Below are 12,792 nucleotides of genomic sequence, written 5' to 3'. Positions count from 1 at the left end.
AACATCTTATAATCGATGAAATGCATAATTTATCTATATTCGAATGCTTATAAATAAAAGTTAAGATGTTTCGAAAACGATTCTATTATATCATTCAACTTCAATATTTAGGATTTAGATATCATGGGTGGCAAAAACAGCCAAAAGTGAATACTTTACAACGAATGGTAGAACGTACTATAAATTATGTATTGGAGACTAAAGATTTTAAGATATTAGCAGCTGGACGCACAGATGCTAAAGTTTCAGCAAATGAAGCTTATGTAGAATTATTTGTAGATCATACGCCATTGGAACTAAAGGACTTTTTTGATTTATTTAATCAAAATTTACCTCAGGATATAAGGGCAATCAGTATACAGGAAACAGACGAACGTTTTAATATTATACAACATCCTAAGATTAAAGAATATATATATCTGTTTTCTTATGGAGAAAAATTCCATCCTTTTAGTGCTCCATTTATGTATAATGTTATGGAAGAACTGGATATTAGTTTGATGATAACGGCGGCTAAATTGTTTGAAGGAAAGCATAATTTTAGATCATATTGCCATAGACCGAATGAACATACCATTTTACAGGGAGAGATCACACAATGTGAAATAGTTAGAAATACATTATATACAGCTAGTTTTTTTCCCAAAGAGAGTTATTTATTAAGAGTAAAGGGAGAAGGGTTCAAAAGAAACCAAATTCGATTGATGATGGGAGCATTATTAGATTTAGGAAAAGGGAAAACTGATATAGATTTTATTAAACGTACATTAGATCCAAAGGCCGAAGAGATTACTTTAGAACATATTGTTCCAGGTTCTGGGTTGATCTTAAACTCTGTAACACTTAAAAAGGAAATATCATGAAAGTAGTATCTACTAATATTGGAGAACCTCAAACTATTTCGTGGAGGGGAAAAGAAGTGAAAACCGGAATCTATAAATACCCTGTTGATAAACCGATTTTTCTTGATACAGAAGATGTAAAAGGAGATCACGTTATTGATAGGCGTGTTCACGGTGGAGTAGATAAAGCGTGTTATTTATATGCAGCAGAACATTATCCATATTGGAAAGAAAAATATCCTGATCTGAAATGGAATTATGGCATGTTTGGTGAAAATATAACAGTTTTAGGTCTTGATGAGCGTCTTATTAAAATAGGGGATGTATATCAATTAGGAAATGCTATAGTTCAGGTTTCTCAACCAAGACAACCTTGTTTTAAACTAGGAGTGCGTTTTGGAACGCAAACTATTTTAAAACAGTTTATTAAAGCAATGATGCCAGGTGTATATCTAAGAGTTTTGACTGCTGGAGAAGTCAAAATAGACGACATTCTGATACCAAAAGAAATGCATAAGGAAGGAATATCGATTCGCGATATGTATGCCTTATTATACGATCAAAACTCACATTTAGCTTTAGCAAAAAGGGCACTTGATAATCCTTTTGTTACTGTAAATAATAAAAAAAGTATACTGAATCGATATGGAAGTTCTATTTCTGAGTAAGTTATGGAAGTTAAAGAGATTAAAAATTTAATTATTGGAGCAGGACCAGCAGGTCTCGCAATTGCAGGGCGTTTTAGGAAAAAAAATATTCATTTTGAAATAGTTGAGAAAACAAATAAAATAGCTTGGAGTTGGCATCATCACTATGATAGGTTATTATTACATACGGTGAAAGAACTTTCGCATTTACCTCATTTAGAATTTCCTGATGAATATCCTAGATATGTTCCGAAAGCCAAACTAGCTCAATATTATGAGGATTATGCTAAGCATTTTGACATAAATCCTCAATTTAATATTGAAGTCCAATCTATAAAGAGGGAAGAGGATCATTGGAATGTGATCACTAATAAACAAAACTACCACACAGAAAATGTTATTCTTGCTACTGGTGTAAATAGAGTCCCTTTCTATCCTGTTTGGGAGAATCAGGAAGATTATAAAGGAGAAATTATTCATAGTCGAAATTATAAAAATGTAGTACCTTTTAAAGGAAAGAAAATATTGATAGTAGGAATGGGAAATACAGGTGCCGAATTGGCGCTTGATCTTAGTGAATACGATATTGATGTAACCATTTCTGTAAGAAGTTCATTGCTTATTGTTCCTAGAGATATTAATGGCAGACCTGTTCAAACTACAGCTAAAAAATTAGAGAAGTTACCTTTCGGATTAGGAAGATGGATTGGTAAGCAAGTAAGAAGATTTATTATTGGTGATCTTTCTAAGTATGGAATTTCAATTTCTAAAAAAGATCCTATTATTCATCTAAAACAAACTGGAAAAACACCGATTATTGATTTGGGCACAGTAAAGCAAATAAAATCGGGTAAAATAAAGGTGATAGGCGATATAGACTTATTTTATGAGAAGGGCGTACGGCTAAAAGATGGAACTAAATTAGAGGCAGATGTTGTAATTCTTGCCACTGGATATCGTGCTAAAATAGAACAGTTTATAGAAAATACAGAAGGATTATTAGATAAATATGGTATTCCTAAAAATATAATTGGAAAAGGAAAACATAAAGGCATGTTTTTTGTTGGTTTTGATACCTACAAACTTGGTGGGATTCTAGGAACAATCTTTAATGATTCTAAAACGATTGTAGCCGATATTTTGAAAAGTTATAAGTAATATCACTGTTTACAGCGTATGATTAAGATAAATATTTTAAGAAGTTTGAAATATATTTTATAAGCTAATTTGATGTTAGAAATTGATGAAACATAAATTATTTCTTTTTCTGTTATTGTTAATTACGAGTAAGTTATTAATCGCTCAAGAAAAAACCTTCAAACCTTTTGTTGACCATTATGGAGATAATTTGGTTTTGGATAATTTTCCCGCAGTTTCTGAAGATGGGTTATATTATCTTATTATCTATAGTGAATATTCTTGTTGTTTAGCTTTAGGGTCTTCGTTACAAAAGATACGTTCCATAGATGGAGAATTGTTAAATGAAATAATTCTGTCACCAAGCGAAGAAGCCGGTCAATTTACGGTTGCAGAACAAAAATCTATTTATGAAAATGTGAAAAAACTATTAGAAAGTGATAACTATTACGCATTAAAAGAGGTTCTGAAATTTAATCAAATGGTAGATCCAATTGATAATAAGATATATTTAGAAGTCAATGTATCTGATAGGGTGTATAGAAGTGAAAAATTCTCTTTACCTCAAATACAATCACATGGTTTTTGTTGTAATGGAGGCTCTGATATGCATGAAAATTGTTTGCTGTATCAAGCCTTAGTAAATATTTATTTTTCTATCAAACATAAGATGTTTTTGATAGAAACAGGTCTAGCTCAAGTCACTGATGGTTGTGATCATGGGCCATTTTACCATATGATTCCGATTACTAAAAATTAACTATTATGATTATTCGTTTTCCAAAATTGTCAAAGCCAGTTTAATAGTATTGTAATCCATGGCTTGTTCGAAATGTTCAAAATAGGATTTTAAGGTTTCTGGATTATCCAGTACTTTTTTTGCTTCTTTTACCGAAATGATATCTTCTTTATTTATAAATTGTTTTAGATCAATGTCTTCGCCATCATTGTATAATTTCATGATATGAGAAAAGACGGTAGACTGGGCTAATTTTCTTTCTTGCGCAATTTCTTCTATTGATAATCCTTTCTGATACAGGTTCAAGGTTTCTTTATGAGAATTTCCTTTATTTTTATTGGTTTTCTTCTTCTTTTTAGTTTTTTCTGCAGAAAAGTCAATGATAGCTTTTATGAATTGGTATCCATAGTTTTGCATTTTCAGTTTACCTACACCGTTAATTTGCATGAAATCATCATCACTCATAGGTCTGGATTTTTCCATTTCTTTTAAGGATGCATCATTAAAAATTTGATATGCTGGTATACCAGCTTCTTTAGCTAGTTCTAAGCGCAGTTCACGTAACTTATCGAACAATGTACTTGCTTTTATTTTTTTAACCTGTTGAGCGGCTATTTCTTTAATTTTTTCAAATTCTGCAAGATTTGCTAAACTAACTTTTTCATCCTCAAAAAGTACTTTTTTAGAAAGTGAAGTCAGTTTAAGCTTGTTATTAAGATGAAAAGCAATTTCTAGATATCCTAAATTAATCAACTGTATAATATATTGCTGCCAATCTCTCCAAGAAATATCATTAGCAATGCCATAGGTTTTCAGGTTTTGATATCCTTTATCTAATACCATTGCGTTTTGAGCTCCTCTAAGAACATCAATTACAGTTCCTATTGGTTCTTCCTCTTTAATTCTTGCTACTGTAGATAATGCTTTTTGTGCGATAATAGTTCCATCAATAAAACTTGGAGGGTTTTTACAGACATCGCAATTGCCGCAATCTTCTTCAATTAATTCTCCAAAATAGCTTAGCAATATTTTTCTCCGACAACTAAGCGAATCTGCGTATTGCTTCATTCTATCCAACTTGGCCATTTGCACTTCTTGATTGCCAGATGTAGTTGCAAATTTTTGTAATTGTACTACATCAGCATAACTGTGAAATAGTAGAGTAGAAGAAGGTAGTCCATCGCGACCGGCACGTCCAATTTCTTGATAATACCCTTCTATGTTTTTTGGTAAATTATAATGAATCACCCAGCGAACATTAGATTTATCGATTCCCATACCAAAAGCAATGGTAGCACATACAATTTGTACGGTATCATTTATAAAACCTTCCTGTACTTCAGCTCTTTTCTTATGATCTATACCAGCATGATAAGCTTCGGCAATAAATCCTTGACTCTGGAGTTTTTCTGCCAACATTTCTGTTGTTTTTCTGCTTAAACAATAGATAATACCAACATCGTTAGGTTTATCTTCAAGAAAAGCCATAATCTGTTCGATTCTTTTATTTCCTGGACGAACTTCTAAGCTAAGGTTTTTACGATCAAAAGAAGCTAAAAATTGTTTTGCATTACGTATGTTTAGTTGATTGCAAATATCTTGTCGGGTTGCCTTATCTGCTGTTGCAGTTAACGCAATTACTGGAGTATCAGGAAACCTGTTTTTTAAGTATCCAAGTTGTGTATATGCTGGTCTAAAATCATGACCCCACGCCGATATACAATGCGCTTCGTCAATAGCAATTAAACTTATGGTAATTTGTGAAAGTATTGTGTCCAAAAAACTCAAACTCTCAGGGGCAACATAGAGTAGCTTAATATCTTTATCCAGAAGCTTTTGATATATTTCTTGTTGTTCATTTTCGTTTTGACTACTATTTACAAAAGCAGCTTGCACACCATTGGCTCGCAACCCATCCACCTGATCCTTCATTAATGCAATTAATGGAGAAATCACTAAGGTGATACCGGGAAGTAATAACGCGGGTAATTGGTAACAGATTGATTTTCCTCCACCAGTTGGCATGATAACCATATTATCCAATCCCTCGAATATAGAATCAATGATTTCTTGTTGTAACGGTCTAAAGCTGTCGTATCCGAAATACTCTTTTAAAGTGCTTAGAATTTGTTGTTGTTCTGGCATAGTTGCAAAGAAAGGAAAAATGACTTCAAAAAATAAGTCATAATGACATAGCTTATTAACTTCTTTGAGTTTTTTAAAACTATGAGGTCAATTTAACTTTGAAATTGGTATTAGATATGTTGATCTAATAAAATTGTATTTCCATCTGGATCAGTTATTACAATGCTTCCTGGACCACTAGAATTTTCATCTGTCTCTTGTTCTAACTTTATGCCTTTCTTTTTCAAATACTTTTGAATTTCTCTTACATCATCAAAATTTTTGAGCGTATTAGCCCCAGTATCCCAACCAGGATTGAAAGTCAGGATGTTGTTTTCAAACATTCCTTGAAAAAGTCCAACCAGAGAGTTTTCATTTTTCATTATCAAATAATTCTTTTCTATATCTCCTGCAAAAACTTCAAAGCCTAAGTTCTCGTAAAATTCTTTAGACACCTTTATATCCTTTACATTCAGACTTATTGAAAAAGCTCCTAATTTCATCTTTTAGTGATTTTTGATTTATATGGTTTAATTGCTTTCACCATGGTTTATTCAATTTTTTGACCTAATGAAAGATACTAAATTTAAGTTGGCAAAAGTATTTATGTAATAGAAAACAAATTAATGATAATGATTGTGAATAAAAGCGGTTATTATAAACCACAGAATAATTAAAATTGTTATACCCTATTGTGTGTATGTATTTTTTAGTCGTATTGACCTTAATATTGATAATTTATATATTTATTATTAATATGAAAATAGTAATATTTGTTACATTTTTCAGGACTATGGATATTATATTTGAACAATTACAAGGTATCTTTTATACTTTGTGTATACTAATAGAATGTTTATGAAAAAGGGAGGATATGAAATTAAAATAAAAAAGAAACCTTGGCCAACTAAAGATGCGATGGAACAGATTTATGAAAAAAATCTTTGGGGGAGTAATAATTCTCGCTTTTATTCAGGGGAGGGATCGCATAATCCTGAAATAGTAAACCCATATATAGATATTTTGATATTGTTTTTTGAAACATTAAAAAGGCCTATCACTGTTTGTGATTTAGGTTGTGGAGATTTTAATGTTGGAAAACAATTGGTAAAGCATACTAAAAAGTATATTGCAATTGACATTGTATCTGAGCTTATAAAGTATAACAAAGGAAAATTTAAGGAAGAAAATTTAGAATTTCATTGTTTAGATATCACTAAGGATGATTTGCCTTCTGGGGATTGTGTTTTATTGCGACAGGTGTTACAACATTTATCCAACACTGAAGTAGAGCGAGCGTTAAGTAAGTTAACTAATTTTAAATATATTATTTTAACAGAACATGTGCCTGAAGGAGATTTTGAGCCCAATAAAGAAATTATTTCTGGGCAAGGAATTAGACTAAAAAAACAAAGTGGTTTGAATTTATTAGCCCCACCATTTAATTTTAAGGTAAAAGAAGAAAAACAGTTATTATCTACTATTTTAAATAATAATAAAGGAGTTATAATAACGACGCTTTATACCATTTTTTAAACAGTATCTTGATTGGATGTATCCGTATTAATTATATTCAAAAGTATAATTACGTTATTCCTGAAATAAAACCATCATTGAAATAGGAGGTATGGTTACCTTGTTTTTTACACTTTTTGTTCCCTCCAGACTAAAGCTGTCTCCTAAAACCGCTACTTGCCAAGTTTCATTAAGTTCATACGCTGCAACTTTTGGGTTAGCATTATATACTACAAGAATGTTTTTCCATTTATCGCTATTAGCATTATTCTTAATCTGATAACCAATTAATCCATTTGTTTCTTCCTTAAACTCTAAATTTATTCTCACATCATTTGCATTCGTCATTCGGAAAGCAGGATGTGCTTTTCTAAGTAAAATAAGGTTTTTATAGTAAGTAACGACATCAGCATGTGTGTTTTTCCAACTCCAATCTATCTGATTGATACTATCTGGTAGATTGTAAGAGTTATGTTCTCCATTTTTAGTACGTAACATTTCTGCTCGAGCATGGATAAAAGCAACTCCTTGAGAGGTCATTACAATCGCATTCGTAAGTTTTTGCATTAAAATAAGCTCATCCTTTGTTGCATCTCTTCTAGAGACTTTTAGTTTATCGAATACAGTATGATTATCGTGACAAGAAACGTAGGATACTGATTGCCACGGTTCAATTGCCCAGGGAGCTTTTGAGTAATTCACTTTTGTGTAATCAATCTGTGGATGCTTTATTGATCCTACAATTCCCATTTTTACGGATTCTTCTTCATTTTTAGCTCCACTAACAAAACCTGTACTTTCTTCTTTAAAAACAGAACCTTTTAGTCCATCGCGTAAGTCATCACTAAAAGCAGAAATTTGAGGCATAGCCAATGTATTCTTTTTTAGAGCTCTTTTTTCTTCTGGTAGTGGAGAATCACCAGCAGTCCATCCCTCACCATAAACAAAAATATTTGGATTTATAGTTTTTACCGTTTTGGCTACTTTGTTCATAGTTTCAGTATCGTGGATTCCCATCAGATCAAAACGAAAACCATCTAAGTGATACTCTTCTGCCCAATATGCTACGGATTCTGTAATATACTTTTGCATCATTGCTCGGTCTGAAGCAGTTTCATTTCCACAGGCAGAAGCATCCGAAGGTTTGCCATCTTTCCATTGACGATAATAATAACCAGGAACTTCTAAATTAAAATTAGAATCCTCAGTTCTTCCAGTATGATTATAGACTACGTCTAAAATGACTCCGATTCCGTTATCATGAAATGTCTTAACCATTTGTTTAAATTCCTTTATTCTTACCTCGGCTTTATACGGATCAGAAGAAAACGAACCTTCTGGGACATTATAGTTTTGCGGATCATATCACCAATTAAATTGTGGTGTATCTAATTTTGTTTCATCAATAGAGTAGTGGTCATACGTTGGTAAAAGATGTACGTGAGTGATCCCTAATTCTTTTAGATGATCTATTCCAGTAGCTAGGCTATCAAGACTTTTAGTGCCTTCTTCGACTAATCCTAGATATTTACCAGGCTTACTGGATCCAGAGAGCGGATGTACTGTCATATCTCTTATATGAAGTTCATAAATAATCGCTTCATTTGGATATGTAAGAGTAATGCTTTTATCTTGATCCCATCCTTCAGGATTTGTCGTTTCAAAATCCAAAACCATAGCTCTTTTACCATTTACTCCAGTAGCTTTTGCATAAATACCGGGGGTTTCTTCTAGCCATTTACCATTGATCATCGTTTGATATGTATAATAAGTACGGTGTAAATCTTTATCAATCTGTAAAGTCCATATACCTTTTTCCTCCTGTTTCAACGCTTTGGTTTCCAAGGGTACTCCACCATTACCTTCTTTGTATAAATGAAGTTGTATTTTTTCTGCAACCGGAGACCATATTTTAAAAATAGTCACCTCTTTAGAATAATCAATCCAAAGATTAGTTTCTACGGGTGTTGGATACTCTTCAAAACTAGTATATACTGGTTTCTTTTTGGAGCAAGAAATTATAATGGACGAGATAAAACAGTACATGAAAATACGGTTCATATGTTTATACTTATGGTTTGTAAATGGTAATGGTTGGTTAACTATAGGTTTTAAAAATGGATCATTTACGAAAATAAATCTGAGCTTAGATATCGATCTCCGCGATCACAAATGATGGCTACTATAACTCCACTATCAAGGGTTTCTGATAGTTTTAATGCTGCTGTGACAGAACCACCACTACTCATCCCAGAAAAAACACCTTCTTCTTTTGCTAGTCTTTTAGCCATTTCTGTAGCTTCTTCCTGACTAACTTCTATAACTTGATCGACTTTATTTGGATTAAAAATTTTTGGTAAATATTCTTTTGGCCATTTTCGGATCCCGGGAATTCTGGATTCATCCGTGGGTTGTACACCAACTATTTGTACCGCCTTAGATTGTTCTTTTAGATACGTAGAAGTTCCCATAATAGTTCCAGTAGTTCCCATAGAAGAAACAAAGTGAGTTATCTCACCTTTAGTATCTTTCCAGATTTCTGGCCCTGTTGTTTTGTAATGTGCTTTCCAGTTATCATCATTGGCAAACTGATTAAGCATAACGTAGCCATCATTAATTACTTTAGCTTCAGCATAATCACGTGCTCCTTCGATACCGACGTCTTCAGAAGTTAGTGTAACCTTTGCTCCATATGCGCGCATTGTTTGCACCCGTTCTTTTGTAGAATTCTCAGGCATTACCAGCTCTATATTCAATTTAAAAATTCCAGCAATCATAGCCAGTGCAATTCCTGTATTTCCACTAGTTGCTTCAATAAGTTTAGTGGTTTGATCTATATCGCCACGATCTAATGCAGATTTGATCATGTTGTAGGCTGCACGATCTTTTACACTTCCACCAGGATTATGTCCTTCTAGTTTTAGATATAAGGTAATATTCGGGTTCTTAATTATGGAAGTGGCCTTAACTAAAGGAGTATTTCCGATAAGGTCTAAAATGCTATGCGACATTAAACAACTTTTTTGATCTTGATTTCTGAAGTATTTGATATAATAGAGTTTTCCGGGACAGAAGATGTAATCCATGCATTACCACCAACAGTGCTATTAGCACCAATTATTGTTGTACCGCCAAGTATAGTTGCATTGGCATAAATGGTTACATTATCTTCTACCGTTGGATGTCTTTTTACGTTGCGTAGTTTCCTATCAACATATAGACCACCTAACGTAACACCTTGATATATTTTTACGTTATTTTTTATAATTGCTGTTTCTCCTATAACAATTCCTGTAGCGTGATCGATAAAAAACGATTCTCCAATTTCTGCACCCGGATTGATATCAGTACCTGTTAACCTATGGGAATACTCAGTCATTAATCTAGGAATCAATGGTAGACCAAACTTTAATAGTTCGTGACTTAGTCGGTATATTGCGATTGCATAAAACCCAGGATATGCCAAATAAACTTCTTCAATAGAATTAGCCGCGGGATCGCTTTTTATAAAAGAGTCCGCATCTTTATTTAGTTTTTGCAAAACCTCTGGTAATTTTTCTAAATAAGATTGCCAAATACTACTACAAGGTTTTTCAGTTTCCCAGCAGGCAAGATCAACTAGTTCTAAAAAAGTTTGCTCTAAAATATCAATATTCTTTTTCACTTCGGTGTCCGAATCGAATAAGGTATAGAAAAGTAGATTCGTAAAATACTCGGTTCTTTCTTTTAGCTTTAGTCTAAGGTTGGGATTTTTTTTCTGTTCCTCAATTTTAGCTATGATTTGATCTTTTGCTTTCGTCATTGCGCCTTTTTTGAAAAGTCTAGTAAATATATAGAATAAAGAATATAATCGTCGTAATATGCCATAATTCCTTACATTTTTACAATAATAATAACAAAGAACAGCGTGAATTGATAGTAATCCATAAAATTTGGTTAAAAAGTTAGGAGGGTTTGATATTCTTTAAAGATCAATTACCTTTATAAAAGGTTTACAAAAAAGAAGCTCGGTCTACATTTTTTTGTGCGTAAATAAAGCTAATCATGAGTCCGTACTAGAAAAAACCTTAATTTATTTAATAAGAATTACACAAATTATGAAAAAACTCAAAAAGGAAGATATCAAACAGGAGGTGTTCAATTTATATGATGAGTATGCTCATAATAAGATTCAGAGAAGAGAATTTATTGAAAAGTTGGGTATTTATGCTGTAGGAGGAATTACAATTCCTTCTTTGATGAGTTTTTTAATGCCTAATTATGTAGATAACCTGTTGGTCGATAAAAATGATGCTAAATTAGATTCTAATTACATTACGTATAATGCTGAAAAAGGCGGAGGAGAAATTAAAGCCTTACTTTCCAAACCCGCAGGTATAAAACAAAAATTAGGAGGGATTGTAGTAGTGCACGAGAATAGGGGTTTAAATCCATATATTGAAGATACTGCTAGGAGAGCAGCGTTGGATGGTTTTATTACCATTGCACCAGATGCTTTATCCCCTCTAGGAGGATATCCAGGTAATGATGATGAAGGAAGAACACTACAAAGAAAACGAGATCGAAATGAAATGTTAGAAGATTTTATAGCGGCATATCAATATCTAAAAAATCATGAAGAATGTAATGGCAAAATTGGAGTGGTGGGATTTTGTTTTGGAGGATGGGTTTCTAATATGATGGCTGTAAAAATAGCGGATCTATCTGCTGCAGTTCCTTTTTATGGAAGTCAGCCCAAAGAAAATATTGATAAAATAAAAGCTTCGTTGATGTTGCAATTTGCTGGTCTAGATAAACGCGTCAATGAGGGTTGGCCTGATTATGAAAAAGCTCTGAAAAAGGAAAACAAAGAGTATTTTGCTTATACGTATCCAGAAGTAAATCATGGCTTCCATAATACGAGTACTCCAAGATATGATAAAGAAGCAGCAGAGTTGGCTTGGAACCGTACCATCCAATTTTTTAAAGAAAAGTTACTATAAAACATTCGTGTCAATAAATTAAAGATTCAATAATTAAATCAAAATGTATGCAGATTAGAATTCCCGAATTGGCATTCGAGTTTTTAAAAGACCTAAAGAAAAACAATCATAGAGATTGGATGCAAGAACATAAAAAACGATATCAAACCAATGAAAAGGAGTTAAAAAGTTTTTATGCTTCCGTTGTAGAGAGACTTAATGAGCATGATGAAATAGAAAAGACGAAGGTTTTTAGGATCAATCGTGATGTTCGTTTTAGTAAAAATAAAACACCCTATAATGTTCATAGAAGTGTAAGTTTTAGTAGGGCAGGAGCTCATCGTCGAGGAGGTTATTATCTGCGTTTAGAACCGGGTAATTCTTTAATGGCCGGTGGTTTTTTTAGCCCAGAACCTAAGGATTTGCTTCGTATACGTAAAGAATTTGAGATGGATGATCAAGAAATTAGACAGATCTTGGCCAATTCAGATTTCAATAAAGCATTTGGAGGATTTGACGAAACATATCAGGTTAAAACTGCTCCAAAAGGTTTTAGCAAAGATCATCCTTCTATTGATTTGATTAAAAACAAATCATTTTTTGTAAATCATCAGTTTTCGGATAAAGAAGTATTTGCTCCAGATTTTCTCGACAAACTAGTGTCTCATTTTGAGTTATTACGCCCATATTTTGATTATATGAGTGATGTATTGACGACTGATTTAAATGGAGTGTCATTAATAGATTAGTATATGTAATTTTTAGTTGTTTTAAACGACAACTATAGAGTATTTATAACCACATTTTAAACCAACAAAAAAGTAAAA

12 protein-coding genes and 1 pseudogene are annotated in these 12,792 nt (G+C 32.6%); 7 read left to right on the top strand and 6 right to left on the bottom strand.

Annotated features, from left to right (window positions below):
* Positions 1 to 65 precede the first annotated feature (65 nt).
* From Q0921_RS03465 to Q0921_RS03450, 4 genes are all read left to right on the top strand, one after another.
* Positions 66 to 863: a tRNA pseudouridine(38-40) synthase TruA gene (locus Q0921_RS03465; RefSeq protein WP_299253334.1), complete on the top strand. Its 798-nt coding sequence runs from the start codon at positions 66 to 68 to the stop codon at positions 861 to 863.
* Positions 860 to 1,510, top strand: coding sequence for an MOSC domain-containing protein (locus Q0921_RS03460; RefSeq protein ID WP_299253332.1), 651 nt, complete (start codon positions 860 to 862; stop codon positions 1,508 to 1,510). Before Q0921_RS03465 ends, Q0921_RS03460 begins: the two co-directional genes overlap by 4 nt.
* A gap of 3 nt (positions 1,511 to 1,513) precedes the next feature.
* Positions 1,514 to 2,647: an NAD(P)/FAD-dependent oxidoreductase gene (locus Q0921_RS03455; RefSeq protein WP_299253330.1), complete on the top strand. Its 1,134-nt coding sequence runs from the start codon at positions 1,514 to 1,516 to the stop codon at positions 2,645 to 2,647.
* 85 nt (positions 2,648 to 2,732) lie between these two features.
* Entirely contained in the window at positions 2,733 to 3,386 is a 654-nt protein-coding gene (locus Q0921_RS03450; protein WP_299253328.1) for a hypothetical protein, read from the top strand.
* A 9-nt stretch (positions 3,387 to 3,395) separates the two neighbouring features.
* On the opposite strand, the gene recQ is transcribed toward Q0921_RS03450, so the two are convergent.
* A complete protein-coding gene (gene recQ, locus Q0921_RS03445) occupies positions 3,396 to 5,510 on the bottom strand; it encodes a DNA helicase RecQ (protein ID WP_299253326.1) in 2,115 nt (704 codons plus the stop codon).
* A gap of 110 nt (positions 5,511 to 5,620) precedes the next feature.
* Positions 5,621 to 5,992, bottom strand: coding sequence for a VOC family protein (locus Q0921_RS03440; protein WP_299253324.1), 372 nt, complete (start codon positions 5,990 to 5,992; stop codon positions 5,621 to 5,623).
* A gap of 355 nt (positions 5,993 to 6,347) precedes the next feature.
* Between Q0921_RS03440 and Q0921_RS03435 the strand changes: the two genes are divergently transcribed.
* Positions 6,348 to 7,025, top strand: a complete 678-nt coding sequence (locus tag Q0921_RS03435) for a class I SAM-dependent methyltransferase (protein WP_299253322.1) — start codon at positions 6,348 to 6,350, stop codon at positions 7,023 to 7,025.
* 54 nt (positions 7,026 to 7,079) lie between these two features.
* Here Q0921_RS03435 and pulA read toward each other — a convergent pair.
* The 4 genes and pseudogenes from pulA to epsC form a co-directional block, all read right to left on the bottom strand.
* A pseudogene (pulA, locus tag Q0921_RS03430) lies at positions 7,080 to 8,357 on the bottom strand (type I pullulanase); the annotation flags it as partial.
* Between the two features lie 12 nt (positions 8,358 to 8,369).
* On the bottom strand, positions 8,370 to 9,065 hold the full coding sequence (locus tag Q0921_RS03425) for a hypothetical protein (protein ID WP_299253320.1): 696 nt from the start codon (positions 9,063 to 9,065) through the stop codon (positions 8,370 to 8,372).
* Positions 9,066 to 9,130: 65 nt separating this feature from the next.
* Entirely contained in the window at positions 9,131 to 10,015 is an 885-nt protein-coding gene (cysM, locus tag Q0921_RS03420) for a cysteine synthase CysM (protein WP_299253318.1), read from the bottom strand.
* Positions 10,015 to 10,806, bottom strand: coding sequence for a serine O-acetyltransferase EpsC (gene epsC, locus Q0921_RS03415; RefSeq protein WP_299253316.1), 792 nt, complete (start codon positions 10,804 to 10,806; stop codon positions 10,015 to 10,017). Before epsC ends, cysM begins: the two co-directional genes overlap by 1 nt.
* Positions 10,807 to 11,101: 295 nt before the next feature.
* On the opposite strand from epsC, the gene Q0921_RS03410 reads away from it, so the two are divergent.
* Positions 11,102 to 11,986, top strand: coding sequence for a dienelactone hydrolase family protein (locus tag Q0921_RS03410; protein ID WP_299253313.1), 885 nt, complete (start codon positions 11,102 to 11,104; stop codon positions 11,984 to 11,986).
* Positions 11,987 to 12,033: 47 nt separating this feature from the next.
* Positions 12,034 to 12,714 (top strand): DUF2461 domain-containing protein, encoded by a 681-nt coding sequence (locus tag Q0921_RS03405; protein ID WP_299253310.1) that lies wholly within the window; start codon positions 12,034 to 12,036, stop codon positions 12,712 to 12,714.
* Positions 12,715 to 12,792 lie beyond the last annotated feature (78 nt).

This window comes from uncultured Aquimarina sp. (assembly GCF_947496855.1).
Taxonomy (GTDB): domain Bacteria; phylum Bacteroidota; class Bacteroidia; order Flavobacteriales; family Flavobacteriaceae; genus Aquimarina.
Note: the sequence above shows the minus strand (reverse complement) of the source record. Positions and strands in the feature narration are given on the sequence as shown.